The organism is Albidovulum salinarum, from assembly GCF_025673475.1.
GTDB lineage: Bacteria > Pseudomonadota > Alphaproteobacteria > Rhodobacterales > Rhodobacteraceae > Albidovulum > Albidovulum salinarum.
The window spans coordinates 66,362-92,197 of sequence record NZ_JAOVQO010000020.1 but is presented as its reverse complement, the minus strand read 5'-3'; the positions used below and the strand labels follow the sequence as shown (position 1 = coordinate 92,197).

23 protein-coding genes and 1 tRNA gene are annotated in these 25,836 nt (G+C 67.0%); 13 read left to right on the top strand and 11 right to left on the bottom strand.

Annotated elements, in window-relative coordinates:
- Window positions 1-262: hypothetical protein (locus OEZ60_RS18810; RefSeq protein WP_263339587.1), on the bottom strand; the 262-nt coding region annotated here is incomplete at its 3' end.
- 389 nt (window positions 263-651) lie between these two features.
- Between OEZ60_RS18810 and OEZ60_RS18805 the strand changes: the two genes are divergently transcribed.
- A complete protein-coding gene (locus tag OEZ60_RS18805; RefSeq protein WP_263339585.1) occupies window positions 652-1,572 on the top strand; it encodes a hypothetical protein in 921 nt (306 codons plus the stop codon).
- Between the two features lie 186 nt (window positions 1,573-1,758).
- Here OEZ60_RS18805 and OEZ60_RS18800 read toward each other — a convergent pair.
- Window positions 1,759-1,842, bottom strand: a tRNA-Leu gene (locus OEZ60_RS18800).
- 41 nt (window positions 1,843-1,883) lie between these two features.
- On the bottom strand, window positions 1,884-2,354 hold the full coding sequence (locus OEZ60_RS18795) for an Lrp/AsnC family transcriptional regulator (RefSeq protein ID WP_263339583.1): 471 nt from the start codon (window positions 2,352-2,354) through the stop codon (window positions 1,884-1,886).
- Between the two features lie 97 nt (window positions 2,355-2,451).
- Between OEZ60_RS18795 and putA the strand changes: the two genes are divergently transcribed.
- Genes putA through OEZ60_RS18780 form a run of 3 tightly spaced genes read left to right on the top strand, consistent with a single transcriptional unit; the run spans window position 2,452 to window position 7,053 of the window.
- Entirely contained in the window at window positions 2,452-5,892 is a 3,441-nt protein-coding gene (putA, locus tag OEZ60_RS18790) for a bifunctional proline dehydrogenase/L-glutamate gamma-semialdehyde dehydrogenase PutA (RefSeq protein WP_263339581.1), read from the top strand.
- 31 nt (window positions 5,893-5,923) lie between these two features.
- Window positions 5,924-6,667, top strand: a complete 744-nt coding sequence (locus tag OEZ60_RS18785) for a rhomboid family intramembrane serine protease (protein ID WP_263339578.1) — start codon at window positions 5,924-5,926, stop codon at window positions 6,665-6,667.
- Entirely contained in the window at window positions 6,664-7,053 is a 390-nt protein-coding gene (locus OEZ60_RS18780; RefSeq protein WP_263339576.1) for a GFA family protein, read from the top strand. Before OEZ60_RS18785 ends, OEZ60_RS18780 begins: the two co-directional genes overlap by 4 nt.
- A 97-nt stretch (window positions 7,054-7,150) precedes the next feature.
- Here OEZ60_RS18780 and OEZ60_RS18775 read toward each other — a convergent pair whose 3' ends face one another.
- The 3 genes from OEZ60_RS18775 to OEZ60_RS18765 all read right to left on the bottom strand — a co-directional run bounded on the left by OEZ60_RS18775 (window position 7,151) and on the right by OEZ60_RS18765 (window position 9,702).
- Window positions 7,151-7,942, bottom strand: a complete 792-nt coding sequence (locus OEZ60_RS18775) for an inositol monophosphatase family protein (RefSeq protein WP_263339573.1) — start codon at window positions 7,940-7,942, stop codon at window positions 7,151-7,153.
- Between the two features lie 84 nt (window positions 7,943-8,026).
- Window positions 8,027-8,794, bottom strand: a complete 768-nt coding sequence (locus tag OEZ60_RS18770; protein ID WP_263339570.1) for a glycerophosphodiester phosphodiesterase family protein — start codon at window positions 8,792-8,794, stop codon at window positions 8,027-8,029.
- Between the two features lie 2 nt (window positions 8,795-8,796).
- Window positions 8,797-9,702, bottom strand: a complete 906-nt coding sequence (locus OEZ60_RS18765; RefSeq protein WP_263339569.1) for a LysR family transcriptional regulator — start codon at window positions 9,700-9,702, stop codon at window positions 8,797-8,799.
- A gap of 108 nt (window positions 9,703-9,810) precedes the next feature.
- Here OEZ60_RS18765 and metF point away from each other — a divergent pair, with 108 nt between their 5' ends.
- Both metF and OEZ60_RS18755 read left to right on the top strand, forming a co-directional pair.
- Window positions 9,811-10,677, top strand: a complete 867-nt coding sequence (gene metF / locus OEZ60_RS18760; RefSeq protein ID WP_263339567.1) for a methylenetetrahydrofolate reductase [NAD(P)H] — start codon at window positions 9,811-9,813, stop codon at window positions 10,675-10,677.
- A gap of 216 nt (window positions 10,678-10,893) precedes the next feature.
- Window positions 10,894-11,517 (top strand): hypothetical protein, encoded by a 624-nt coding sequence (locus tag OEZ60_RS18755; RefSeq protein ID WP_263339565.1) that lies wholly within the window; start codon window positions 10,894-10,896, stop codon window positions 11,515-11,517.
- Between the two features lie 104 nt (window positions 11,518-11,621).
- Here the strand turns inward: OEZ60_RS18755 and OEZ60_RS18750 are convergent, their stop codons facing one another.
- Together OEZ60_RS18750 and OEZ60_RS18745 are read right to left on the bottom strand one after the other, a co-directional pair.
- Complete coding sequence (locus tag OEZ60_RS18750) at window positions 11,622-12,710, bottom strand: DUF2235 domain-containing protein (RefSeq protein WP_411709816.1); 1,089 nt, start codon at window positions 12,708-12,710, stop codon at window positions 11,622-11,624.
- A 393-nt stretch (window positions 12,711-13,103) separates the two neighbouring features.
- The gene (locus tag OEZ60_RS18745; protein ID WP_263339562.1) at window positions 13,104-14,249 is read right to left on the bottom strand and encodes a type III PLP-dependent enzyme; all 1,146 of its coding nucleotides are present in this window, start codon (window positions 14,247-14,249) and stop codon (window positions 13,104-13,106) included.
- A 223-nt stretch (window positions 14,250-14,472) separates the two neighbouring features.
- On the opposite strand from OEZ60_RS18745, the gene OEZ60_RS18740 reads away from it, so the two are divergent.
- From OEZ60_RS18740 to OEZ60_RS18730, 3 genes are all read left to right on the top strand, one after another.
- Entirely contained in the window at window positions 14,473-14,904 is a 432-nt protein-coding gene (locus OEZ60_RS18740; RefSeq protein ID WP_263339558.1) for an Lrp/AsnC family transcriptional regulator, read from the top strand.
- Window positions 14,905-14,972: 68 nt separating this feature from the next.
- On the top strand, window positions 14,973-15,740 hold the full coding sequence (locus OEZ60_RS18735) for a VOC family protein (RefSeq protein ID WP_263339555.1): 768 nt from the start codon (window positions 14,973-14,975) through the stop codon (window positions 15,738-15,740).
- A 216-nt stretch (window positions 15,741-15,956) separates the two neighbouring features.
- On the top strand, window positions 15,957-17,519 hold the full coding sequence (locus tag OEZ60_RS18730; protein WP_263339553.1) for a hypothetical protein: 1,563 nt from the start codon (window positions 15,957-15,959) through the stop codon (window positions 17,517-17,519).
- A gap of 211 nt (window positions 17,520-17,730) precedes the next feature.
- Here the strand turns inward: OEZ60_RS18730 and OEZ60_RS18725 are convergent, their stop codons facing one another.
- The 3 genes from OEZ60_RS18725 to OEZ60_RS18715 all read right to left on the bottom strand — a co-directional run bounded on the left by OEZ60_RS18725 (window position 17,731) and on the right by OEZ60_RS18715 (window position 20,897).
- Entirely contained in the window at window positions 17,731-18,876 is a 1,146-nt protein-coding gene (locus OEZ60_RS18725; RefSeq protein WP_263339552.1) for a substrate-binding protein, read from the bottom strand.
- A gap of 82 nt (window positions 18,877-18,958) precedes the next feature.
- Window positions 18,959-19,231, bottom strand: a complete 273-nt coding sequence (locus OEZ60_RS18720; protein ID WP_263339550.1) for a hypothetical protein — start codon at window positions 19,229-19,231, stop codon at window positions 18,959-18,961.
- Between the two features lie 103 nt (window positions 19,232-19,334).
- Window positions 19,335-20,897 (bottom strand): HD domain-containing phosphohydrolase, encoded by a 1,563-nt coding sequence (locus OEZ60_RS18715; protein ID WP_263339547.1) that lies wholly within the window; start codon window positions 20,895-20,897, stop codon window positions 19,335-19,337.
- Between the two features lie 253 nt (window positions 20,898-21,150).
- Between OEZ60_RS18715 and OEZ60_RS18710 the strand changes: the two genes are divergently transcribed.
- From OEZ60_RS18710 to OEZ60_RS18695, 4 genes are all read left to right on the top strand, one after another.
- Window positions 21,151-22,272 (top strand): extracellular solute-binding protein, encoded by a 1,122-nt coding sequence (locus OEZ60_RS18710; RefSeq protein ID WP_263339545.1) that lies wholly within the window; start codon window positions 21,151-21,153, stop codon window positions 22,270-22,272.
- A gap of 72 nt (window positions 22,273-22,344) precedes the next feature.
- Window positions 22,345-23,472: an ABC transporter ATP-binding protein gene (locus OEZ60_RS18705; RefSeq protein WP_263339542.1), complete on the top strand. Its 1,128-nt coding sequence runs from the start codon at window positions 22,345-22,347 to the stop codon at window positions 23,470-23,472.
- Window positions 23,469-24,869, top strand: a complete 1,401-nt coding sequence (locus OEZ60_RS18700; protein WP_263339539.1) for an ABC transporter permease — start codon at window positions 23,469-23,471, stop codon at window positions 24,867-24,869. Before OEZ60_RS18705 ends, OEZ60_RS18700 begins: the two co-directional genes overlap by 4 nt.
- On the top strand, window positions 24,866-25,693 hold the full coding sequence (locus tag OEZ60_RS18695; RefSeq protein WP_263339537.1) for an ABC transporter permease: 828 nt from the start codon (window positions 24,866-24,868) through the stop codon (window positions 25,691-25,693). The genes OEZ60_RS18700 and OEZ60_RS18695 overlap by 4 nt, the downstream gene beginning before the upstream one ends.
- Window positions 25,694-25,836: the final 143 nt, after the last annotated feature.

The window sequence follows — 25,836 nt, the reverse complement described above, 5'->3', positions numbered from 1 at the left end:
TGTCATGACCATACGGCAGAAGATGCTCCGCCGGGATCCCCAGCTTCTCTCCAATCTCCATGATCGGACGCTTCTGCGCCTCGCGCGCAATCTCAATATCCGTCTTGAACGCCATCTTCTCTGTCTCCCTGTCCAGCCGCATCATGCGGACCGATGCATCGACCCGCGACCGCCCGATGGCGAATCTCCGCACCGCCTGACGCCGCGATTCCAAATTATTCTTCACAATAAATAGTTTTTCCTGCGGATCAACACCCCCCATTCACCGCACCGTCGTTTTCCGCGGATTCCGGCCCGGAAGCGACACGAGCACCCGCCGGGCGGGCATTCGGCCCTGGCTGCCGGGCACGTGGGGCTGACAGCAGGCCGCTCAACGCCCCTTCGCCGCCAGTCCAAGGCATCGTTTTCCCGTCGTCCGACTGGGTCAGATCGCAGCCATACCGGCGACCGACCAGCTTCGCGACGCACCGCCCCCGGCCTGTATACAGTCGCCTCATGCTTTGCTAAGACCGGACCACTCCACAGAGTGACCATCCGGACCGCCGTCGGATCAATCCGTTGCACACAAGTTGAAGGTGACATCAGATAACCACTTACATTCATATCGGCGCCTACAAGACCGGCACAACGGCAATCCAGCGGGCGTTTCGCGTGAACCGCGACCACTGGATCACGAAACGCTCGTTCTGCTATCCAGAGGCCGGCATCAATCCGAGGATCCCGCCCGGCCACCTCGATCTTGCGGATACACTGCGCCGCGCCTCGAAGCACGGCGCGGACCACGGCAACTGCGGGCCCCTGTCGCGGGCGATCGACGCCGTCAGCGCCGAGGTCACCGCCTCCGGAGCACGGAACTGCCTGATCTCTAGCGAGGTCTTCCTGCGAAGCATGAACGAGCCAGCGGTATGCGACCCCGGTCTCCTGAAGGATTATGAGCTCACCCGCCGTGCGGTGACGATCTATTGCTTCAGGCCGCAATGGGAGGTGGCGATCTCGAAATACAAGCAGGTCGTGAAGTCGCCCGCTTGGAACTGGTCGTCGGATTTCGCGGCCTTCGTTGACGTCTGGAAGGCGTCGCAGGATCTCGAGACCGCGCTCACGCCGTGGATCGAAACCTTCGGGCGGGATCATTTCAAGATGATCATCTATGATCGCGACCCCGCGCGCCTCTTCGCCACGTTCGCGACGGCCGTTCAACTCCCGGCCGACAGCGCGGTCGCGCTCAATCAGGTGAATGTCGGCTCCAGCCTGCTGGCCACCGAGAAACTCAGGGAGTTGCGTGCCGCGCATCCGCAACACACCGTGCCCCAGGAACAGGCGCTGCAGACGCTGAAGGATTGGGACGCGCGCGTGGAAGAGGGCGAGAAGGCCGAGTTCGAAAGGGAGTTTCACCGTCGACATGCGGACCTGCTGAACGATCTGAAGCACGAGTTCGAAGCCGCGAACCGCCAGTTTCTCAAGCAGAATGCGCGCTTTCTGCCGCCTTCGTTCGCCCGGTATTGCGGGCAAGTCAGGCGGACGTCTGCCTGGCGCGACAAGATCGCCGCGCTGGTCGGACGCGGCGCGCGCTAGGGCCAGCGTCGCGATGCAGCCCTTCCTTCGACTTCGGAGGCGAAGGTGCGAGACCGCGCGACCTAACCTCTCGGGGGCGGCGCCCCGCGCTTGCTACCGAGGACACGCCGAACTTTGCAGTGGGCCGAACTGTTCGCGGCGCCCGCCGCCCGGTCCACTCCGGGACCGGACTCGGGATGCCTGCGCTGGTACCCGCGGCCGGACTTGAACCGGCACGGCCGAAGCCTAGGGATTTTAAGTCCCCTGTGTCTACCATTCCACCACGCGGGCCAGCGGCGGCGACCATAGCGGAAAGCGTGGCGCCGGCAAGGTCAGATCCCCGCCTCCTTCACCGCCTCCATCGCCACATAGGTCGAGGTCGATGCGACATGCGGCAATTGCGAGATCCGCTCGCCCAGCACCCGCCGGTAATCGGCGATGTCGGAGGTCCGGACCTTCATCAGATAGTCGAACCCGGCGGCCATCATGTGGCATTCCTCGATCTCGGGCACCCCGCGCACCGCGCGGTTGAAGGCCTGTAGCGCCGCCTCGCGCGTGTCCGAAAGTCGCACCTCGACGTAGGCCACATGCGCGAGCCCCATGCGGATCGGGTTCAGCACAGCGCGGTAGCCCACGATCACCCCGACCTCCTCCAGACGCCGCACCCGCGCCTGGGTCGGCGTCTTGGTCAATCCGATGCGGCGGGCGAGCTCGGTCACCGGCATCCGTCCGTCCTCGGACAGGGCGCGCAGAATCGCGGCATCGAAACGGTCCAGCTCAGGAAGGTCGATTGGCACTTTCATGGCGCTATCTTTGGTTACTTTGCCTATGTTCTGTATAATTTTAGGAATTACGACTGACAATCAAGCGTTATGATGGGCCATTCGCAGGAGGACACCCATGGAACAGCACTGGCACGAGATCGAAACCGGCTCGCTCACCCCCGAAGTCCCGCTTCTGGAGCGGCTCATCGCCAGTGCCGCGCTCGATTCCGAGACCCGCGCACGCATTGCCACCGCCGGCGCCGGGCTGGTGAAGCAGATCCGCGCCGATGTGCGGCCGGGCCTCATGGAAGTCTTCCTCGCCGAATACGGGCTTTCGACCGAGGAGGGCATTTCGCTCATGTGCCTTGCCGAGGCGCTGCTGCGGGTGCCCGATGCCGACACGATGGACGCACTCATCGAGGACAAGATCGCCCCCTCGGACTGGGGCAAGCATCTCGGCCATTCCGCCTCCTCGCTGGTCAACGCCTCGACCTGGGCACTGATGCTGACTGGCAAGGTGCTGGAGGAGAAGGAGCCCGGCATCGTCGGCCACCTGCGCGGCGCGGTGAAGCGCCTCGGCGAGCCGGTGATCCGCCGCGCCACCCGCCAGGCGATGAAGGAGATGGGCAAGCAATTCGTCCTCGGTGAGACAATCAACGCCGCGATGGAACGCGCGAGCGGGATGGAAAAGCAGGGCTACTCCTATTCCTACGACATGCTCGGCGAGGCCGCCAAGACCGCCGAGGATGCCGAGCGCTACGCCCAGGCCTATGCGAAGGCGATCTCGGCCATCGCGGGCGCCTGCAAGAGCGACGACATCCGCACCAATCCCGGGATCTCGGTGAAGCTCTCGGCGCTGCATCCGCGCTACGAGGTGGCGCAAGAGGCGCGCGTGATGAAGGAGCTTGTCCCGGTCGTCCGCGACCTCGCGCGGCAGGCCGCGAGGGCGCGCATGGGCTTCAACATCGACGCCGAGGAGGCCGACCGGCTCTCGCTCTCGCTCAAGGTGATCGAGGCGGTTCTGTCCGATCCTGAACTGGCCGGATGGGACGGGTTCGGCGTCGTCGTGCAGGCCTATGGCCGCCGCGCCGGGCCGGCGCTCGACTGGCTCCACGGGCTCGCGACCCAGCTCGACCGCAAGATCATGGTCCGCCTCGTCAAGGGCGCCTACTGGGATGCCGAGATCAAGCGGGCGCAGGTCATGGGGCTCGAGGATTTCCCGGTCTTCACCCGCAAGGAAGCGACCGACGTGAGCTACATCGCCAACGCGAAGAAGCTTCTCGGCATGACCGACCGTATCTATCCGCAGTTCGCCACCCACAACGCCCATACCGTCGCCGCGATCCTCGACATGGCCGACGGCCAGCCCTTCGAGTTCCAGCGCCTGCACGGCATGGGCGAACGGCTCCACGACATCGTGCTGAAGCGCGAAGGCACCCGCTGCCGCATCTACGCGCCCGTCGGCGCGCATCGCGACCTTCTCGCCTATCTCGTCCGCCGGCTCCTCGAGAACGGCGCCAACTCCTCCTTCGTCAACCAGATCGTTGACGAAGACGTGCCCGCCGAGGAAGTGGCCACCTGCCCCTTCGCCGCCGTCGAGGCGATGCTGCCCGGCCTCACCAACCGCGCCATCCGCAAGGGGCCGGACCTCTTCGCGCCGGAGCGCCGCAACTCCGAGGGCTTCGATCTCACCGATGTGCCGACGCTCGCGCGCATCGACGCGGCACGCGAGCCGCACGGCAAGGCGGAGTTCTCCGCCCAGCCGATCCTCGCGGGCAAGGTCGTGGGCGCAACCCCGAAGAAGGTGGTGAACCCGGCGACCGGCGCCAGCGTCGGCCGCGTCACCGACGCCACCAAGGAAGACGTCGACACCGCGCTCAAATCCGCCAAGCCCTGGGCGGCCGGCGCGGCCGAGCGCGCCACTGTCCTCAACCGCGCCGCCGACCTCTACGAGGAGAACTTCGGCCCGATTTTCGCGCTTCTGGCGCGCGAGGCCGGCAAGACCCAGATGGATGCAGTCGCCGAACTGCGCGAGGCGGTAGACTTCCTGCGCTACTACGCCGCGCGGGGACTTGAGCTGAAGCAGCCGCCCCTCGGCATCTTCACCTGCATCAGCCCCTGGAACTTCCCGCTCGCGATCTTCACCGGCCAGATCGCGGCCGCGCTCGCCGCGGGCAACGCGGTGCTGGCAAAACCCGCCGAGCAGACGCCACTGATTGCCGCCCATGCCGTGGCGCTTCTCCACAAGGCCGGCGTCCCGGCCTCGGCGCTGCAGCTCCTGCCCGGTGACGGCGCCACCGTCGGCGCCCGACTCACCTCCGATCCGCGCGTGAACGGCATCTGCTTCACCGGCTCGACCGAGACCGCGATGCTGATCCGCAAGGCGATGGCGAGACACCTCGCCCCCGGCGCGCCGCTCATCGCCGAGACCGGCGGCCTCAACGCGATGATCGTCGACAGCACCGCGCTCCCCGAACAGGCGGTGCGCGACATCGTCGCCTCGTCGTTCCAGTCCGCCGGCCAGCGCTGCTCCGCGCTCCGCTGCCTCTATGTGCAGGAAGACATCGCAGCGCATTTCACCGACATGCTCTTCGGCGCGATGGAGGAGCTGACGGTCGGCGATCCGTGGCACCTTGCCACCGATGTCGGCCCGGTCATCGACGAGGAGGCCGAACAGGGCATCCGCGCCCATATCGAGAAGGCCCGCCGCGAGGGCCGGCTGCTGCGCCAGCTCTCGACGCCGCGAGGCGGCCATTTCGTGGCGCCGACGGTGATCCGCGTGAAGGGCATAGCCGAAATGAAGCGCGAGATCTTCGGCCCCGTGCTCCATGTCGCGACCTTCGACGCCGAGGACCTGCCGAAGGTCATCGACGACATCAACGCTACCGGCTACGGCCTGACCTTCGGTCTGCACACGCGGATCGACAACCGCGTCCAGGAAGTGACCGAGGCGCTCCACGTCGGCAACATCTACGTCAACCGCAACCAGATCGGCGCGGTCGTTGGCTCGCAGCCCTTCGGCGGCGAGGGGCTCTCCGGCACCGGCCCGAAGGCCGGCGGCCCGGAATACCTCGCCCGCTTCACGAAGCCCGAACCCGCCCCCGCCGCCGGCGCGGCGGCCGGCAAGGCCGACCCGGCCAGGATCCAGGCGGCACTCGACGCCGCACCGGTCCCTGCGGTGTTGTCGCGCATCGACCTGCCCGGCCCGACCGGTGAATCGAACCGGCTGACGCTGCTCGCGCGCGCGCCCTTCCTCTGCCTCGGCCCGGGGCGCGAGGCGACCGAGGCGCAGGCCGAGGCGGTGCAGGCGCTCGGCGGCCAAGCCGTCGCCGTCGCCGGCCGGCTCGACCCCGCCGCGCTCGGCTCGCTCAAGGGCTTCTCCGGCGTCCTCTTCTGGGGCGAGGAGACCGAGGCGCGCGCCTATGGCGAGGCGCTCGCGGCCCGCACCGGCCCGATCCTGCCGCTGATCACCACGCGGCCCGATCTCGGCCATGTCGCGCATGAACGCCATGTCTGCGTCGACACCACCGCCTCGGGCGGCAACGCCCAGCTCCTCGCCGAGGCGGGCACCGCTTGACGCGCTTCAGCGGATCGGGAAACGTGACGCCATGTTCCCGATCCGCGACCACAACCCCTCCCGGCGCACGCCCTATGTGGTCTACGGCCTGATCGCCGCGAACATCGTCGCGTTCCTGCTGCAGCTGCCCCACATGAACAGCGAACGCGCGATGATGGTTTTCTGGCGCGACTGGGCGATGATCCCGGCGGCCGTCACCGAGGGTGGCGAGGTCCGCGGCGTCCTCACCTCGATGTTCCTCCATGCCGGACTCATGCATCTCGCCGGCAACATGCTCTTTCTCTGGATCTTCGGCGACAATCTCGAGGACCAGATGGGGCATCTCGGCTTCCTCGCCTTTTACCTCGTCTCGGGCCTTGCCGCGGCCGCGGCCCATATCGCCGCCGATCCCGGCTCGGTCGTGCCCACGGTCGGCGCCTCGGGCGCGATCGGCGGCGTCCTCGGCGGCTACCTCTTGCTTTTCCCCCGCGCCCGGATCGACATCCTCGTGATCTTCTTCGTCTTCTTCCGGGTCTTCGCACTGCCGGCCTGGGTCATGCTCGGGCTCTGGTTCGGCATGCAGATCCTCGGCGGCCTCGGCACCCCGTCCGAGGCCGGCGGCATTGCCTACTGGGCCCATGCGGGGGGCTTCGCCGCCGGCATGGCGCTGACGCTGCCCCTGTGGCTGAGGCGCGGCGCGGCCGCCTTCTGGCAGCGGACGCAGGGCCGCCCGCCCCATCCCGAGACCCAGTATTCCCCGTCCTCGATCCCGGTCATCCGCCGGAGGCGCAAATGACCCTGCCCGAGATCCGCAAGCCCCACCCTGCCCGCTGCCATTGCGGCGCGGTCGAGCTCGAAGTCACCCTCGCCCCGAAAGGCCTCGCCACGGCGCGGCGCTGCGACTGTTCGTTCTGCGCGAGGCGTGGCGCCGTCGCCGTCACCGTGCCGCTCGACGGGCTCCGCGTGGTGAAGGGCGAAGACAACCTCACGCTCTACACCTGGAACACCGGCACGGCGAAGCACTACTTCTGCAAGACCTGCGGCATCTACACCCACCACCGCCGCCGCTCGAACCCGAACGAATACGGGCTCAACGCCGCCTGCCTCGACGGCGTCAACCCGCGCGACCTCGATCCGGTCGCCTGGACCGATGGCATCGACCACCCGTCCGACCGGACCTGATCTTCTTCATTGCCGAAATACCCTCGGGGGTGAATTGCCGCATGAGCGGCAAGAGGGGGCGGACAGCCCCCTTACCCGGCCCGGCCCGGGCGCGCCCTCAGGCGTCTTCCCGCAGGATCTTCGCGAGCGCGCCGAAAAGCTCGCCATTGGCCGCGATCACCGCGCCGGACTCTAAGATGTCGCGCCCCTCGCGCACCGCGTCGGTGAAACCGCCGGCCTCGCGCACCAGGAGAAGCCCCGCCGCCATGTCCCAGGCCCCGAGCTCGCGCTCCCAGAAGCCGTCGTAGCGTCCCGCCGCCACATAGGCGAGGTCGAGCGAGGCCGAGCCCCAGCGCCGCACCCCGGCACAGGCCGGCATCAGCCGCGCGAGGTCACGCAGGGTCGCCGGCAGCGTCTTCTTGGCCCCGAACGGCACCCCGGTCGCGAACACCGCCTCGACCATCGAGCGCCGTCCCGAGACCCGGATCCGGCTCTCGTTCATCCAGGCGCCCGCGCCCTTCTCGGCCCAGTACATCTCGTCCTTGGCCGGATCGAACACCACGCCCGCGACGATCTCGCCCTTGTGCTCGAGCGCGATCGACACCGCCCAGTGCGGCAGGCCGTGAAGGAAGTTCGTGGTCCCGTCGAGGGGATCGACGATCCAGCGCCGGGTCGGGTCGGCGCCCGCGGTCTCGCCTGTCTCCTCGCCGAGCCAGCCATAGGTCGGCCGCGCGGCCATCAGTTCGTCGCGGATGATCTTCTCGGCCGCGAGATCGGCGCGGCTGACGAAGTCCCCCGCCCCCTTGACCGAAACCTGCAGGTTCTCCACCTCGCGGAAATCCTTCACGAGGCTGCGGCCGGCCTTGCGCGCCGCCTTGATCATCAGGTTGAGGTTGGCACTGCCCTGCATCGGCCCCGGCTCCTTGTCATCAAGCCCGTGCCTATACGCGCGCCCGGGCCGGTTGTGAAGGGGCCGGGCGCCCGAAATCCGCCCTCAGACACCCGCCGGCCGCGGGCGCCAGAGCCCGCGGCCGGCGAGCACCGCGCGCAGGAGCGTCGGCCGGTCGCTCATCAGCCCGTCGACGCCGAGATCGATCAGCCGCTCCATCTCCGGGGCCGCGTCGACGGTCCAGACATGGACCTCGATCCCGCGCGCATGGGCGGCGCGGACGAACCGCTTGGTGACGAGCGGCATGCCGCGATGCGTGGGCGGCACCTGCACCGCGGGAAACCCGCCGACCGCCACCGGCAGCCCCCAGCCCGCGAGCCAGAGCCGCGCCACGCCCGCATGGGCCGGCGACCAGCAAAGCCCGGGCCCGAGCGCCGCGCAGAGCCGTGCCGTCCGGCGCGGCTCGAAGGATCCCACGCAGACCCGCCCGAGCGCGCCCGCCGCCGTGATCGCCGCCGCCATCGGTTCGACCGCCGCATCCGACTTCGCCTCGAGATTGACGTAAAGCTCCGGAAAGCCCGCGAGCACGTCGTCGAGCCGGGAAATCGCCGCCCCGCCCCGCGTCCGGACCCGCGACAGTTCGGCCCAGTCGAGCGCATCGACCCGCTCGGACCGCCCCGCCATGCGCTCCAGCGTGTCGTCGTGGAAGATCACCGCCACCCCGTCGCGGGTCGCCTGCACATCGGTCTCGATATGGCTGTACCCCAGCGCCGCCGCATGGGCGAAGGCGGCCGCCGTATTCTCCTCGACCTCGAGGGCACCGCCGCGATGGGCGAAGGCGATGGGCTTCGGATGGTCGAGGAACGGATGCATCGTCAGGCCCGCTGCAGCTTCACCGGCTCGCTCCGCGCGAGCTTGAGGAAATGCGCCATGAAGGGCCGCGTCGCCTCCGCCTCTCGCACCCCGGCATACATCCGCTTCGTCAGCCCCTTTTCCGTCACCGGCCGGGTGACGTAATCGGGCTGGTACTTCACCTCCCGGAGCACCCAGTCGGGCAGCACCGAGACGCCCCGGTTCGACGCGACCAGCATCAGGATCACCGCCGTCAGCTCGACCTGCCGCACCGCCAGCGGCTCGACCCGCGCCGGGCGCAGCACCTCGGAGAAGATGTCGAGCCGGGCGCGGTCCACCGGATAGGTGATCAGCACCTGGTCGCGGAAATCCTCGGCCACGACGAAGGGCTTTTCCGCCAGCGGGTTCTGCCGTGCCGCCACGAAGGTCGGCGCATAGTCGAAGAGCGGCCGGAAGACGATGCCCGGCAGCGTCTCGGGATCGGAGGAGACGACGAGGTCCACCTCCTCCCGCGCCAGCGCCGGCAGCGCCTCGAAGGCGAGGCCGGGGCGGATATCGACATCGACCTCAGGCCAGGCGCGGCGGAACTGCTCCAGCACCGGAAAGAGCCAGTCGAAACAGGCATGGCACTCGATCGCGATATGGAGCCGCCCGCTCTTGCCCGACCTCAGCGAGCGGAACTCCTCGCCGAGTGCCGCGATCTCCGGCAGCACCCGTTCGGCGGTGCGCAGCATCCGCAGGCCCGCCGCCGAGAGCTTCAAGGGCTTCGACCGACGCACGAAGAGCTCCACCCCCGCCTGCTCTTCCAGCCCCTTGACCTGATGGCTGAGTGCGGACTGGGTGATGTTGAGCTGCTCGGCCGCCCGCGCCAGACCGCCGGCCTCGTGGATCGCCTTGATCGTCCGCAGATGCCTCAGCTCGAGATGCATCGCCGCCCCGCTATCATCCGATCTACCTCATATTGATCTTGAGAATTATGAATTTGTCTCACGTCCTCCGATATGAGACAAGAGCCCATCCAACACGAGGACGACACGATGCCTGCACCCCGGATTTCCTTCGAGTTCTTCCCGCCCCAGACGCTCGACGCGTCGTTCCGGCTGTGGGAGACGGTGCAGATGCTTGCGCCCCTGAAGCCGAACTTCGTCTCGGTCACCTACGGCGCCGGCGGCACGACCCGCGAGCTGACGCATGAGGCGGTCACCACGATCGGCGACCATTACGGCCTCAACGTCGCGGCGCATCTCACCTGCGTCGATGCGACCCGCGCCGAGACGCTCGCGATCGCCGAGAGCTACGCCAAGGCCGGCGTGACCGAGATCGTGGCGCTCAGGGGCGACGCGCCGAAGGGCGAGGAGAGCTTCACCGCCCATCCCGACGGCTTCGCCTCCTCGGTCGAACTGATCGAGGCGCTGGCCGAGACCGGCAAGTTCACGATCCGCGTCGGCGCCTATCCCGAGGCCCATCCCGAGGCCGCCGACCTGGCCGCGAACGTCGCCTGGCTCAAGCGCAAGATCGACGCCGGCGCTTCCTCGGCGATCACCCAGTTCTTCTTCGAGGCGGAGAGCTTCTTCCGCTTCCGCGACGCCTGCGAGAAGGCCGGCATCGACGCGCCGATCATCCCCGGCATCCTGCCGATCATCTCCTGGTCCGGTGCGCGGCGCTTCGCCGAGCGCTGCGGCACCTCGGTGCCGGACTGGCTCGACAAGACCTTCGACAAGGCGATCCGCGACGGGCGCGAGCATCTCCTCGCCACCGCGCTCGCGACCGAGCTCTGCGACGACCTCATCCAGGGCGGCGTCGAGGATCTGCACTTCTACACGCTCAACCGGCCGCACCTGACGCGTGAGATCTGCCACGCGCTCGGGCTCGAGCCGCAGGTCTCCCTGCAGAACGTCGCCTGACAGGACGTTCGGCAAGCCGGCCCCGGACCGCTCACAGTCCGGGGCCGATTTGCGCCCGGCCGGTCGCGCCCGACCACCTTCCGCACGCGACAAGTGGCCGATATCGTGTTATCATGTCACGATAATTTCTTGGTCTTCACTTCGGCCGGTGTCCCAATGGCCGACACGCGCCTCGGCCATTCCTCCCGGCCACATGATGATTGTCAGGAGGAAGTCATGCCCAGCATCCGTTCGCTTCTCGCCCTCGCCGCCGCGCTCTGCCTCGCCCCGGCGCTTGCCGCGGCGCTGCCCACGATCCCGATGCCCGACGAGGATCCCTATGCCACCATGCGCGACTGGCGCCCCTGCCCGTTCAACGCGAACAGCGAAGACTACTATGCCGTGATGGGGATCCGCTACGATACCGGCTACACGATCTGCATTCCGGTCCAGTCGAGCTGGTTCGAGGTCAAGAACGTGTTCGTCAGCGCCCCTCGCGAGGGTGGGAAGCTGCCCCTGCGCCAGTGGCCTGACCCGACCTACGACCACCTTCTGGTGCCCGGCTATTCCGGCCCGTCCATGCACTGGTGTGGCCCCAACGCCTACATGACGGCCTATGACGTGCCCGACAACACCTTCACCTGCGTTGAGATCGGCGAGGAGCTTCCCGCCGGCCGCAATCCCGGCTGGCAACCGCTGTCAGAGATCTATGTCGACGGCCCCGGCGGAACGCAGGCGCCCTATCCCGTACCGGCAGCCGGTACCTCGACACATGTCTGCCGCGACGGCTACGTCCTCATCGGCATGCACCACGACGCCAACATCTTCCTTTGCGGGCTGCTCTTATCGGTCGATCCCTGAACCGGCGAACCCGAGCCGGCATCCGATGCCAGCGTAACGCAGGTGCCGAGAACCGGAGCGGCATTCGACAGCGCAAGGACCGCCGAGCCGCGGTCGCGCGCGGCTCAGGTTCCGCTCCGCCGCCCGATCGCCGTCAGTGACCACGCCGCCCGTGTCCGTCTGGCTGTCGCGGTGGGATGCAGGCTTTCCGACGGGTCGCGTCCGACCTGCCGCCGGGCGCGCAGGACGAACGCCTTGCCCCAGCCGCGCGTCGTGCCGACCGAGACCACCGCGGCATCGGTGGGGAACCGGGCTCGCCAGCCATCCGGCATGGCCAGTCCGCAGCGCGCGGCCTTTTCCAGCATCCAGACCAGCGGGATATTCGACAGCGGCCGCGCTTCCGTCAGACCGCTCAACTGGCCGCCGACATCGCCATGGGCGCCACGGAACCAGACCTGCTCGACCCTGCCCTCCCAGTCGCCATCGGTGGTCTCCCACATGATCGGATCGAAGGCCGCGCGGTTCTCGTCGAGAGCCAGCGCGTGATAGCCGTGCTTCACCACCGGACCGAGCGCGTGGTTGTGGAACTCGTGATGGGGCTCGGTCCACATCCACAAGAGCGGCAGCCGAACGCCCAGCGCCTTGACCGTGTCGAAGACCCCGATCATCTCGATCTCGACCTTCGGATGGCAGAAGCGACGGCGGAAGACCGCCTCGAACTTGCTCTCGCTCTCGCGCTGGTAATAGCGGTAGGCGAGCTGGACATTGCGCTCGGTCGCGTGTTCGGCCTTGAGCAGCCCGACCTGATCGAGGATCCCCGCGAGCGAGCGGACCGCGTAGGCGCCGCGCGAATAGCCGAAGAGGAAGATCCGGTCGCCGGGCCGGTAGCGGGTCGCGAGCCAGCCATAGGCGCGGCGGATCTGGCGGTTGATGCCGCGCCCCATCGCCACGTCGGGCGTGTTGCGCCACATGTGCCACTGCACGCCCGCCTCGTAATAGAGCGACAGGCGCGACGAATGCGGCACTTGCTGCAGGAGCCGGTAGATGAGGCCGACATTCGTCTCCTGCCCCGGCTCCAAAGAAGAGAGCGTCCCGTCGAGGCAAATGACGTGATCGCACGGCCCGCGCCCGCGAACCGCGCTCTGCGTCTCGACCTGACGGCCGATGCGCAACAGCTTCAGCAGCTTTTCGGTCAGCCGCGTCACCCTAAACAGGCCTCCCGTGTCTTCACCCTGTGTTCCAGCATAGCCCCGACCCCCGAGTCGGCCAAAGGCGCGAAGGTGTAACTTGCCGTTACCAAATGTTTCTGTTTCCACACGCGCAACAAAGCCGTGACCCGTTCGCCGCTGTGATCGGGCGCATCCGGACGGTCGGATCTGCACATGTTGCGGACTCCTGCGTTCGGGCGGGCCGCGGCCTCGCCCGGATTGCCTCTCCCGGCATCGGGGCCGGTCCAATAGAGGTAATCCCGATGCCCGGTGACTGAAGCCTATGCACAGAAGTTTGACGAAAGGTTGACCCGCCGGGTGGCGGCCTTCCGCACGAGTTGGTGCGAATCGATAGGGCCGGCGCGAGCGCCGGCCCCCTGCCGGTCCGGACCGCCGGCCTCAGGCGCCGAGACGCATGACCGTGGCGACCGTCATCCTGCCGAAGCCGTTGAAGCCGGTGTTCGTGGCCGTCGAATAGGCACCCATTCCCGAGAACACTAGGTAATCGCCTTCCTCGACGTCTTCCGGCAGCGCGACCTCGCCCGGCAGCCGGTCGACGCTGTCGCAGGTCGGCCCGAAGATCACACGCGGCCGCGGCGCCCCCCGGCGCGTCTCGCCGTCGCCGTTCACCGCCGCGATCCGGTCGATGATCCCGGTAATCGGCAGCTCGTCGAGATTGCCGTAGGTACCGTCGTTGAGAAACACATGCTCGCCGTCGCGCACCGCCTTGATCCGGGTCGCGAGCGTGAAGCTCTCCGCCACCAGTCCGCGGCCCGGCTCGCAGACCAGGGCTGGCGGCGCGCCCTCGAAGGCCTCGTCGGCAACGCGGCCGATCAGTTCGAAGATCGCGTCGAGTTGCGGGCGTTCGTCGTTCAGCCGGTGCGAGGGGAAGCCGCCGCCGACGTTCAGCCGCCGCGCCCTGACGCCGGCATTGGCACAGATCCCGGCGGCGGCGCGCAAATACGCGTCCCAGGCCATCGGATCGGTGCACTGGGTGCCGGGATGGAAGGTCAGTGAGGCGATGAAGCCCGCCTCGTGCACCTCGCGCAGCAGTTCCGCCGCGAGCTCCACCGTGGCACCGAACTTCGCACCGAAGTTGTAGGCCGCCCCCGCGACCGGCAGCTTGAAGCGCACCGAGATCTCGGCGCCCTCGGCGGGCACGATCTCGATGAGCTTCGCGAGCTCCGAGCGACTGTCGACCGAATAGGACTTCACGCCCATCTTGACCGCATAGTCGATCTCGTGGCGGGCGCGGACGGGGTTGTTGTAATGCAGCGCCGCGGCCGGGGCGAGGCGGCGCACCATCTCGATCTCGGCCGGCGAGGCGACGTCGAAGCCCTGGATCCCGGCGGCGACGAGGTTCTGGACGACCATCTCCGCGGGGTTCGATTTCACCGCGTAGGTGACGAGGCCGGGAAAGCCGTCGAGAAACCGCCGCGCGGTTGCCTGCAGCACCGTGGGCGCGAAGAACATCACCGGGTTGTCCGGGCGTTCGATACGGAGGAATTCGGACGGAGTCGTCCAGATCGTCTTAGAGAGCCCCATCGGCGTATTCCCTGCCAACAAGGCGCAGCCACCTTTTTACCGGGGCATCCGGTTGGAAAGCGCTTACGCATTTCACCAAACCAGGCCAGGTGCGAATGGGCCGCCCTTCTCCTGTAACGAAGTTTGCCGGATATGATGCACATTTCTACCGATCAAAAGAGTAGATTCGCCTCAGAACTTCGTTAGAATAACGAACAGCCTGTCATATCGCCGGAATCGCCGCATGGACGACCTCGACCGCTCAATCCTTGGTTATCTCGGCTCAGACGCTCGCGTCTCGGTGGCCACGCTGGCCCGCCGGCTCAAGGTCGCACGCTCCACGATCCAGGCGCGGCTGGAGCGGCTCGAGACCTCCGGCGTGATCGCGGGCTACACGGTCAAGCTCGGCGAGGCGGCGCGGCAAAGCCGGATCCGCGCCACCGTTCTTCTCACGATAGAGCCGCGCGCCCAAGCCAACGTGCTGACCCGGCTGAAGGCGATCCCGGAGGTCGAGCGGGTCCACACCACCTCCGGCCGGGTCGATTTCCTGCTGCAGGTCGCCGCGCCATCGACGGCGGTGCTCGACGGCGTCCTCGACATGATCGGCGAGATGACCGGGGTGAAATCCTCCGAAAGCCTGATCCACCTCTCGACCAAGCTCGACCGCGCGGTCTGAGCCCCGCCGCTTGCTTTCGCGGCCCGAGGGGCGCAGGCTCGGGGGCGGGCTGAAACCGGAGGATCGACATGGCCAAGGCGAAGCGCGGCACTCCCTGCTGGTACGAACTGACCACACCCGACCCTGATGCCGCGGCGCGGTTCTACGCGCATGTCCTCGGCTGGACGGTCGCCGATTCCGGGATGGACGGGGTCGATTACCGGATCGCCCGCGCCGGCGAGACAATGGTCGCCGGGATGATGGCCGCGCCGGCGGGCGCGCCGCCGGCCTGGATCTTCTACGTCACCGTCAGCGATTGCGACAAGGCCGCGAAGGCCGTCGCCAAGGCCGGCGGCACCGTGCATCAGGCCCCCGCCGACATCCCCGATACCGGCCGCTTTGCCGTCGTTGCCGATCCGCAAGGCGCGCCGTTCGGCCTCCTCGCCCCCGAGGACGGCGCGAACAGCGCCGCCTTCGACCAGAAGCGAACCGGCCACGGCTGCTGGCACGAGCTGATGACCTCCGACCCGGAGGCGGCGATGGCCTTCTACGGCAAGCAGTTCGGCTGGAAGCAGGGCGACGTGATGGATCTCGCCGAGATGGGCGGCTACCACCTCTTCCGTCACGGCAAGGCCGATATCGGCGGCATGATGCGGCAGGCTCCCGGAATGCCGGGCCCCGACCGGCCGTTCTGGCTGCCCTATTTCGGCACCGAAGGCGTGAGCGCCGCCATCGGCCGCGTGAGCGGTGCGGGCGGGCGGGTCTTCCACGGCCCGCACGAAGTGCCGGGCGGCGCCTTCATCATGGTCGGACAGGATCCGCAGGGCGCAATGTTCGCGCTGGTCGGGCCGAAATAATAGGGGCTTCCACGATACGTTGGTCCGCTTTCGGGAGATTGGAGGCATTGGCTTTGCGCCCGCCCAATCGTGCGAACTGCCCCGATGCAGACCTACTGGACCAGAATCGGTAATCAGTTCGCGCGCCAGATAACCGAACAGCTGTATAGCGATCCCAATAGGCATGATCAGTCCGGGATGATGTAACAACGTGGAACTGGTGCCGTCAGCTTGGGAATGTTCATTGAAACCGAAACCTGTGTTACGATCTTAGTCCTCATGCCAAAGGTCAAACAAGACGACGATGAAGTAGGAAAGCGCCCCAAGGTTGCCATCTCGATGGCATGGTGGAAAGAGGCATGGCCATTGGAAGAGCCGTGCAAACACGATTACGATGTCCGACGGGCGATCTCCAATTATAAGGTGACCAAAGCAGGTCAGTCTACCGACCAATTCCTTGAGGCATGCCGTCGGCTGCTCGAGGCGTTCGACAAGGTGGCAACTGTTGCCGCCACCGAGTTCAAGCGGCACCCCTTGAAGAAGCGGGCCATGCTGAAGGACCTTAAGATCGCTGCCGAAATGGTCGCCAAGGAGTCCAAGCAGGCCATTGCATCGGGCGACCAACTCACCCTGATTTACAAACGAAGTTTTGGCACGGCCGTCACGGATGCGTTGGAAAAAGCCGAGATTAGCCGGATTTCGGTACCCGGCCGCTACGTTGAACTAAGCGTGCCGCAGATCATCGTTGACGAACTCCGGGTATCAAAAAGCTATCCGATGCTCATCAAGTTCATCGATCAGGAGTTCGAAGACCATATCACCGCCGCCAAGGACGGCATTGTCGAGACGATTTTGAAGCACAAGAGACCGTCGCGGAAACTGATGGTCGACGTGGAAAAGGTGGTCGACAAGGAATTCGCCTCGCTGTGCGCCGAGGTTCCAAAGCTGCCGGTCAAGGTGATCTCGCGTGCGATCAACAGCCACGCCATCGCCAAGAAATACAAAATCGCCAAAGCTGTAAAGGTCACCAAGGCCACCGGCGGAGTGGTGGTCGCCACAGCAGGCGTGGCGCTTCCGGGAACGACAGCCTTTGCCGTCGTCGGACTTTTTCGCGCCGTCATGGGGCTTGCAATGGAAATCCAGAAGGCCGCGCAACACGTCGAGAGCAAGATAAGGGATCTCAAGAACGACCTTGAGTATCTGATGACTTCCTATGAGAAAAACAGCGGCAAGAAGGAAATCAGGGGCGAAGCGCTCAACGCGCTGTTCGGAACGGAGGTGGCTGCGACAGCCAAGGGCGCCAAGGAACATCTCAGCGATATCAACAAGTCAATCGCGCAGATCCTTGCTCGGTCGTTGAAGATGCAGAAGAAGCTGGAAGAGGCGCAGGAGAAATGCGAAGTGCTTCGCCAGAGTCTGTTGAGTGCAATTCCCTTGGACAATAAGTCCAGGCAGGAAAAGGCGTTCGATGCACTGCCCGAAGCCAAGTCGTTCAAGAAGCTAGCCGATAATTTCGATGAACTGTTCGACAAACAGGCCAAGCTTCTGGAACGCGTCGCCCGATCGGAAAAGGACACCGTTGCGCTCAAGAAAGGGGTGCTCGATCTTGAAAAGCTGCGCAACACGGATGTGGACAAGGCCGCCAAGATCATTTCGGGCATCATAACTTTGGCCTGGAACACTGCGGGGATCACCGACGCGGTCGCGATCGGCAAGGATATCGGGTCCGTTGCCAATGCCTGCATCGGGGCCGCCGACGACATTGCGTCCCTTACCAGGGATGTGAAGAACGCGTTTTGATACCCTAATTTGGACTGCCCCTCGGGACAGCGGCGTGGCGCAGGCACGAGCCAAGAGAATAAGGTTGCCAAGAGAAAAGCTTCTACAGTTGTCCGCTTTGGACTCTAAGCGGACAAACACGGTTTACTGACACGCCCAATTATGATGGCCCGCAATGGGCAAGTGGACGGCCGGGAGAACCCGGCCGCCCGCATTGGATGTTCCGCCTCGTCTATCCTGCCGACGCGGCGGTCAAAGCCGGGCTGCTACCCATGCCGCGCGGCTTTTCCTTCGGCTCGATGGCGCCGAGGTTCTTGACGATCCTGAACTTCCCGCCCTGCGCCTGGGCGATGTACATGCTGTGGCGCAGGTGGTGCTGGCCCGGGACCATCGCTGCCGGACCGCCCGGCGCCTGGCCGATCGCGGCATGGTCGAGCGCCCGAACGACCGCGTCCCGATCGGTCGTGCCGGCCTCCCTGACCGCGGCCTCCCAGAGCTTCAGCCCCTTGTAATGGCCCGAACAGCCGCTGCCGGCTGTGAACATGGCGCTGCCGGGGAAGCGGCGGTTGTAATCCTTCAGAAGCTCCCGGCTGAAGGGATCGTCGACCGCCTGATAGTAGTCGAGGCAGCTGTAGAGCCCCTCGAAATGCGCCGCAGGAACGAGGTTGAGGAAGTTCTCGTCGAAGTAGGTGCAGATGATCTTCCCACCCCGCGCGAGAAAGCCCGCGTCGTGAAGCTCCGCGAGGAACGGCGTCAGGCCCGGCGGCACGATCGTGTTGAAGACGACCTCGGTGCCGGTGGCCATGATCTTCCGCACCGTTTCCCGGTAGTCGGTATGATCGAGCGGGAAGTATTCCTCGCCGGCGATCTCGCCGCCGTTCGCGTCGACCATCCGTTTCGCGGCCTTGTTGAGCAGATGCGGCCAGATGTAGTCGGCCGAGGGCAGGTAGAACTTCCTCGCCCCGGTCTTCTTCATCAGCCACGGGATGAGCGGCTCCACCTGCTGCGCCGGAACTGCGCCGGTGCAGAAGATCAGGGGGTCATCCTCCTGCCCCTCGTATTGCTCGGGGTAGATGTAGAGCGTTCCACCCTTCTCCGTCGCCTCGCTGCGGATCGCCTGGCGGGTCGAGCTCAAGATGCCGCCCACGACAAGGTCGACCTTGTCGGCATTCACGAGCTTCGCGGCGGCCGACCTGGCGGCCGCATCGTCGCTCCGGCCGTCCTCGATGATCAGTTCGACCGGCCGGCCGAGCAGGCCTCCGGCCTCGTTCATGTCCTCGATGACCATCCGGCAGACATTGGCGTTGGCGATGCCCATGAAGGACAAGGCGCCGGTCAGTTCGGCAATGACGCCCACCTTGATCGGTGTTCGTTTCATGACGTTCTCCCTTTTCCTGAAAATGCAGGGCTGCCTATGCCGGCACGGCCCTGCGGTGTGTCCGGCCTCGCGCCCTATGGCGTCAGGCCTCGAACTGGCCGATCAGCATCGCCGCCTGGGGCGTGCCCTTGTGGCCCGCCTCCTGCAGGATCGGCGGCACGTCGGGATCCGAGACGAAGCTCTTCCAGCCCTCCACGTCCCAGTCGAAGATCGCCCAGAGCCGATCCGCTTCGGACGGGTCGCGGAACACCGTGCTTCCCTTCGAGCCGTGCAGCTTTCTCTTCGCGGCACCCTTGGTCGAGAACACCTCGATGAAGCGATCGACGTCTTCCACCCTCGTCGTTGCCAGCAACATCTGTTCTTCCTCCCTGTCGTCCGGACCCCCGTGGCCCGGTTCTGTCGGGAGGATGCACGCACGCCCGGCGGCGCACATGGGGCGAACTCCCTATGCCATGCGATCAGCGCATCAGGAGCCCGTTCTCGACGGCGAAAAGTGCCGCCCCGGCGCGGGTGGTGACGCCGATCTTCGAGTAGATGCTCTGGATGTGGTTGTCGGCGGTCTTCGGCGATATGCCGAGTTCCTCGGCCGCCTCCTTCGCGGTGAGCCCGGTCGCGATCAGCCGCAAGACCTCGATCTCGCGCGGGGTCATGCCGGCGAGGCGGGCGGGGATGTTGCGCCGCGAGGGCTGGCCCGCGACCGACAGCACCGCCTCGGCGCCGTCCGGGCAGAGCCGGCCCTCGCGCACCCAGGACCGGACCATCGCCGCCGCGCCCTCATCGTCGAGCGCCGGGCGCTGGGGGCGGCGCTCGCGGGCAGTCTCGAACACCTCGGCCGCCGCGAGGATGCGCGCCATCGGCGACAGGTCGGACCCATCCACGCCGCGGGGATAGCCGGAGCGGTCGAGGCATTCGTGGTGCCGTGCGACAAGCGCCGCCACGCCTGTGCCGCCATTCCCGAGTGCCGCCAGCGCGCGCTCGCCGTGATAGGGGTGCAGCCGCGCCTCATCGGCCTCGCGCGCCGACATCGGCGCCTCGCGGATCCAGACCGAGACCGGCACCGAAAGCTCGCCGATGTCATGCACCAGCCCGGCCCGGCGCGCGTCTCGGACGTCCGCCGCCGGCAGCCCGGCATGGCTGGCCGCCGCCCCGGCCAGGTCGGCAACCGCGCGGGAATGGCCGTGGGTGAAGGGCATCCGCATGTCGATCATGTCGGCGACCGCGATGAACGCCGCCTCGCAGGCCTCCTCGTCGAGAAAGGCGACCGGCTCCGGCTCGAGCGCCAGCACCGTCTCGCGGGCGATGCTGCCGTCGATCCCGCGCATCAGTTCGGCAGCGTTCTCGGACATCAGCATCGCGAGCGGCGCCTCGTAGGGACCGTCCGCGCGGCTCGCGACGATTCGCGCCATCTCCTCGATGCCGTGCGCCCCCGCCAGCGCGATCGCGTCCTGCGCCAGCGTGATCAGCCGCACCGCGGGCATCACCTCCTCGCCCGAAAGCCCGCGCGGCAGGCCATGCCCGTCCCAGCGTTCGTAAATCTGGCCGAGGTTGCGCCGCAGCTCCTCCGACAGCCCGAGCCGCTCGCCGATCCTTTGCGCGACCTCACAATGCGCGTTGAGGATCGGCACCGAGACCTGCATCGCGCTCGCAAGCCCCGCCTCGATCGCGCGCTTCTGCGCCTCCGGTTCGAGATGGGCGAAGAGCCGCTGGAAGGCGGTGACGAAGACCTGACCGACCTGCGCCCCGTCGCCCAGATCGCGCCCGGCGAGATCCCGTCTGAGCGCGATCTCGTCGCCGAAGGCCGCCGACAGCAGATGGGTGTCGGCGTTGCAGCCGACGTAGCGCAGCAGCGCCTGGTGATAGACATTGCGCCGCAGCTCGGCGTCGAAGCCCGCCAGTTCGGCCAGCCGCATCCCGAGCACGCAGGACCGCAGCGCGAAATCCCGCGACTGCCCGGTGGCGAGGTCCGAGGCATAGGCCAGCACCATCATGAAATCCGCACGCCGCAACTTCGGATCAGACATCGACGCCTCCCGAAAGCTCACGCCCCCCGAACGCGACGGCCGGGCTTCCGGTCCCCGCATTGGGCGGATCACAATGAGGATGAGACCCTCCGGCGCCGGAGTCCAGACTTTGCCGCAATCCGCGCAGCGCCAGCGGCTTTTGGAAAGGCGCCGTCACGAAACCTTCCGGCAACCGTCAAGCCGTCGTTACGTCCCGCCCCTATCCGCAAGGCCGACCGCTGCCTGACGCGGCCGCTTGCACATAGGATCCGACATGACCCTGTCCCGCCGTAACGTCCTCAAGCTTTCCGCCGCCGCCCTGGCCGCTCCGCTCGTGCTGCGCGCCTCCGACGCGCTCGCCTCGTCGGGCAGCGTCAAGGTCTTCGCCTGGCAGGACTACGTCCAGCCGAACATCGCCGCCAAGTTCGAGGCCGATACCGGCATCAAGCTCGAACTGACGACCTACGGCTCGAACGACGAGGCGATGTCGACCGTGCGCGCAAACGGCGGCAAGGGTTTCGACATTGTCTTCCCCTCGATCACCAACGCCCCCGGTTATGTCGACGATGCCGGAGAAAGCTTCTTCGCGGAGATCCCGGCCGAAGTGAATTCCGGCGCCGTCATCCCCTCCTTCCTGCGCGACAGCGCCACGCTCGGCGGGGTTCACAACGGCCGGCAGGTGGTCTTGCCCTTCAACTGGGGCACCGAGGGCATCACCTTCAACCGCAAGGTGCTGCCCATCGCCGATGCCGACCTTTCGTTCGGCGACCTTTTCCGCCCCGAGACCGTCGGCAAGGCCGCGTTCCGCCAGAAATCGGTGATCATGGGCGTCGGCCTCCATCTCGACGCGACCGGCGAGGTGCCGTCGAACCGGATGCTCGACGTCTACAAGTCCGAGGACGACGCCCGTCGGGTCTGGGGCGCGGTCGCCCAGTGGATCGTCGCGCGCAGGGAGAACTTCGGTGCCTTCTGGAACAACGCGACCGAAGCCACCGCCGCCTTCAAGGACGCCGGCTGCATCATCGGCCAGACCTGGGACACGACCGGCTTGATCCTGAGCCGCGAGGAGCCGGACTTCGTCTACCGCGCGCCGAAGGAAGGCATCATCACCTGGCTCGACAGCTTCGGCATGCTGCGCGGCGCCGAGAACCGCGACCAGGCGATCGCCTTCATGAACTTCATGCTCAAGCCCGAAACCGGAGGCATGCTGTCGGACAACACCGGCTACAACTCCGCCGTCGCCGGGGCCGCTGACTTCGCCTCGGACGACTTCAAGCGCCAGTTCAACGAGGTCTATACACCCGCGGTCCTCGCCAACATGTGGTGGTGGCAGGCCGACACGCCGTTCTTCGCGCCGGTGCGCGACGAGTTCGTCGAGATCATCACCAACGCCTGACCTGCCGGTCGGCAAACCATACCGGGCGGGGCCTCGGCGCCCCTCCCGGCCCTTTCAATTCCGGGGCTGGACATGCACGGCAACGACGTGACGCTCGAGGGCGTCTCCATCACCTATCCCAACGGTTTCACCGCTGTTCACGAGACCCACCTGACGATCCCGGCGGGCGAGTTCTTTTCGATCCTCGGCCCCTCCGGCTGCGGCAAGACGACGATCCTCAGGACCGTCTCGGGCTTCGTCGAGCCGAGCCGCGGCCTCGTGCTGATCGGCGGCGCAGACCAGGCCGGCAAGTCGCCGAACCAGCGCCCCACCGCGCTCATCTTCCAGAATCTCGCGCTCTTTCCGCTGATGAGTGTGCGCGACAACGTGGCCTTCGGGCTCGAGGCGCGCGGCGTCTCGCGGCGCGCGCGCCATGCGAAGGCCGAGGAACTGCTGAACCTCGTGGCGCTCGGCGACCAGGCCAGCAAGATGCCAGGCGAGCTTTCGGGCGGCCAGCGCCAGCGCGTCGCCATCGCCCGTGCGCTCGCGGTCGAGCCCTCGGTGCTGCTGCTCGACGAGCCCTTGTCGGCGCTCGATCTCAAGCTCCGACAGCACATGCGGACCGAGCTCCGCGCGATCCAGAAGAAGACCGGCGTCACCTTCATCTACATCACCCATGACCAGTCCGAGGCGCTGACCATGTCGGACCGGATCGCGGTGATGAACGCCGGGCGGATCGAGCAGGTCGGCAGCGCCGACGAGGTCTACTCCAACCCTGCCACCGCCTTCGCCGCCTCCTTTGTCGGCGAGGTCAACCGCTTCGCCGGCCGGATCACGGCGCTCGACGGCGACATGGCCGAGGTCGAGACCCCGCTCGGCCGGATGCGGTGCCGCAATCCGCGCGGAATGAAACCGGGCGAGGCGGCCTTGCTCTTCGTCCGGCCCGAAAACGTCGGCTTTGCGTCGGCAAATGGTATGGCATACGGCAACCAGCTCGACGCGCGGCTCGAACGCCGCGACCTCGAGGGCGCCTTCATCAGTTTCCAGATGCGGACCGAAGCTGCCGGCCAGCCCGTCGCGATGCACCTAACCAATACCGGGACCGCCCCCGCGTTGATGCCGGACGGCGCCGCGCGCATCGGCTTCGCCTGTGAAAGCGCGCTCGTCCTGCCCGAAGGTCCGCTGGCCCGGACTGGACGCGAGGAGCTTGGCGCGGCATGAGGGGCATCTTCCGCAGCTACGGGCGGGCCCTCGCCGCGCTCTTCGTCGCCGCCGTCCTCGGCTGGGCGGCGCTCCTGATCGTCCTGCCGCAGGTCACGATGCTGGAGCGCGCCCTGACCGCGCCGAAGCGGCTGCTCGACAGCTCCGCCGCCGCCACCCTGCGCTTCGACGCCGCCACCTGCCTCTCAGTCCTCGCGCGCTACGACGCGCCCGCGGAGGAGAGCACGAGTGGCGGGCTCGCGGTGCCCTCGATCAGCGGCATGGCACCGGCGACCACCGATGGCGGCGGCGGACGGGCGCTCGCGGTGCCGTCGTTCGGCGGCAGCGCCGACGCGGTCCGGCCCTACATCCTGCAATGCGACCGCGCCGACACCCACAAGACCCTCGCCCGCGACGACGGCAGCGAGGCCTGGCTCGACGAGGCCTACGGCCTGCCACGGCTCCATGTCGACGACACGCTGCCGCTCGCCGACCAGATCGCCGCGGCCGGGAGAATCCGCGATCTCGCCAGCGACCTCAACGCCAAGCTGCTGTTGCGCGAGGCCGACCAGCCGAAGCTGACGCTCACCAATTTCGACGTGCTGGTCGCGGCCACCAGGATCCCGCTCTCGGCGGAGGCGAAGGCGGCCGAGAGCAGGGAGATCGGCAAGCGGATCTACGGTCTTCTCGGCCTGCGCTACGAGCAAAGCGGCGAAGTCTACGAACGGCTCGGCCTGACCAACCTCGCAAGGACGCTCCTCTTCGCGGTCATGACCACCGCGCTCGCGCTCGCGATCTGCTACCCGATCGCCTACAAGGTGGCGCTCGCCACGCCGGCCCATCGCGTGGTCTGGCTGATGCTCGGCCTCATCATCCCCTACGGCATCGCCGAGCTGATGCGGATCTATGCCTGGACCACGATCATCGACAATCGAGGGGTGCTGAATTCCCTCCTGATCTGGGCCGGCGTCCTCACCGAGCCGATCCAGTTCGCGCGGATGCCGGGCACGGTCTTCGTGGTGATCGCCTATACCTACGTCCTCTTCATGGTCTTCCCGATGCTCAACGTGATGAGCACGCTCGACCGCAACCAGATCGAGGCCGCGCGCGACCTCGGCGCGAGCCCGTGGCGGGTGCATCGCCGGGTGGTCATTCCCCATGCCAAGCCCGGCATCGCGGTCGGCTGCATCGCGACCTTTATGCTCGCCGCCGGCGCTTTCTCGGTGCCGCGCATCATCAGCCGCGGGCTGCAGGCGGAATGGTTCAGCCAGACGATCTACAACAAGTTCTTCGAATCCGAGAACTCCAACGTCGGCGCGGCCTATTCCTTCGCCTACACGCTCGTCTGCTTCCTCATCGTGGGGCTCTTCATGTGGATCATGCAGACCCGGCTCAAAGACTTCGCGAGGGTGCAATGACCTCCCAAAGGCTGCTCAACCTCTACACCTGGGCGTTCCTCGCCTTCATGTTCGCGCCGCTCCTCCTGATGATCGTGGCCTCGGTCAACGATACCTCACCGCCCTCGGTCACCGAATGGCACGGCGTCACCGGCAAGTGGTACGCCTTCGCCTGGATGCCCGACGAGGCGCTGAGGGTGGACGCGGTCCTGCGCACGATCGACCGCGACCGGTTCTTCGGCTGCTTCGGCAATTCGCTGAAGGTGACCTCGGGCGTCGTACCCCTGGCGCTGCTTCTCGGACTTGCCGGCGCGGTGATGCTGACGCGCTGGCAGAGCCGGGCGAACGGGCTTCTGTGGTGGGTGCTGCTGTCGCCGATGCTGGCGCCGGGGATCGTGCTCGGGCTGTCCGCACTGGTCTTCTGGGGCCGGATCGGGGTCGATGCGGGGCTTTTCACCATCATCGCCGCGCAACTCACCTTCGTCGCGGGCTATCCGATGCTGATCCTGATGGCGCGGCTCCAGCGCCAGCCGGTGGAGCTGGAGGAGGCGGCGATGGATCTCGGCGCCTCGCCGCTCAGGATATTCTTGCGCATTACTCTGCCCTTCCTCGCGCCGGCGCTGGTCTCGGCCGGGGTGATCGCCTTTCTCGCCTCGATGGAGAACTACAACACGACGATGTTCGCCAAGGGCGGCGCCTGCACCTTCGCGACCGAGATCGGCGCGATGGCGCGCAATCCGAACGGCCATCCACCGGTGATCAACGCGGTGGGCACGGTGATCATCCTCCTGACCTTCGCGGCGGCGCTCGGCCACACCCTCTTGCGGCGGCGGGAAAGGGCGTAGGTCGCGCGCATGAAGATCATCGCGCGCTGCCATCCCGCCCTTGAGCCGATCCTGCCGACGCCGGTGCCCGCCGCGCGGGCGCTGCCCCACTGGCTGCGCACCATGCCCGCCGAGGTCGCGGCGCCGACGCTCGGCGGCATGAC

Bases quoted from the DNA above. Each gene is read 5' to 3' on its own strand.
- OEZ60_RS18795 (WP_263339583.1), bottom strand. From the start codon at position 2,354: ATGAAAGTGCCAATCGACCTTCCTGAGCTGGACCGTTTCGATGCCGCG.
- putA (WP_263339581.1), top strand. From the start codon at position 2,452: ATGGAACAGCACTGGCACGAGATCGAAACCGGCTCGCTCACCCCCGAA.
- OEZ60_RS18785 (WP_263339578.1), top strand. From the start codon at position 5,924: ATGTTCCCGATCCGCGACCACAACCCCTCCCGGCGCACGCCCTATGTG.
- OEZ60_RS18780 (WP_263339576.1), top strand. From the start codon at position 6,664: ATGACCCTGCCCGAGATCCGCAAGCCCCACCCTGCCCGCTGCCATTGC.
- OEZ60_RS18775 (WP_263339573.1), bottom strand. From the start codon at position 7,942: ATGCAGGGCAGTGCCAACCTCAACCTGATGATCAAGGCGGCGCGCAAG.
- OEZ60_RS18770 (WP_263339570.1), bottom strand. From the start codon at position 8,794: ATGCATCCGTTCCTCGACCATCCGAAGCCCATCGCCTTCGCCCATCGC.
- OEZ60_RS18765 (WP_263339569.1), bottom strand. From the start codon at position 9,702: ATGCATCTCGAGCTGAGGCATCTGCGGACGATCAAGGCGATCCACGAG.
- metF (WP_263339567.1), top strand. From the start codon at position 9,811: ATGCCTGCACCCCGGATTTCCTTCGAGTTCTTCCCGCCCCAGACGCTC.
- OEZ60_RS18755 (WP_263339565.1), top strand. From the start codon at position 10,894: ATGCCCAGCATCCGTTCGCTTCTCGCCCTCGCCGCCGCGCTCTGCCTC.
- OEZ60_RS18745 (WP_263339562.1), bottom strand. From the start codon at position 14,249: ATGGGGCTCTCTAAGACGATCTGGACGACTCCGTCCGAATTCCTCCGT.
- OEZ60_RS18740 (WP_263339558.1), top strand. From the start codon at position 14,473: ATGGACGACCTCGACCGCTCAATCCTTGGTTATCTCGGCTCAGACGCT.
- OEZ60_RS18735 (WP_263339555.1), top strand. From the start codon at position 14,973: ATGGCCAAGGCGAAGCGCGGCACTCCCTGCTGGTACGAACTGACCACA.
- OEZ60_RS18730 (WP_263339553.1), top strand. From the start codon at position 15,957: ATGTTCATTGAAACCGAAACCTGTGTTACGATCTTAGTCCTCATGCCA.
- OEZ60_RS18725 (WP_263339552.1), bottom strand. From the start codon at position 18,876: ATGAAACGAACACCGATCAAGGTGGGCGTCATTGCCGAACTGACCGGC.
- OEZ60_RS18720 (WP_263339550.1), bottom strand. From the start codon at position 19,231: ATGTTGCTGGCAACGACGAGGGTGGAAGACGTCGATCGCTTCATCGAG.
- OEZ60_RS18715 (WP_263339547.1), bottom strand. From the start codon at position 20,897: ATGTCTGATCCGAAGTTGCGGCGTGCGGATTTCATGATGGTGCTGGCC.
- OEZ60_RS18710 (WP_263339545.1), top strand. From the start codon at position 21,151: ATGACCCTGTCCCGCCGTAACGTCCTCAAGCTTTCCGCCGCCGCCCTG.
- OEZ60_RS18705 (WP_263339542.1), top strand. From the start codon at position 22,345: ATGCACGGCAACGACGTGACGCTCGAGGGCGTCTCCATCACCTATCCC.
- OEZ60_RS18700 (WP_263339539.1), top strand. From the start codon at position 23,469: ATGAGGGGCATCTTCCGCAGCTACGGGCGGGCCCTCGCCGCGCTCTTC.
- OEZ60_RS18695 (WP_263339537.1), top strand. From the start codon at position 24,866: ATGACCTCCCAAAGGCTGCTCAACCTCTACACCTGGGCGTTCCTCGCC.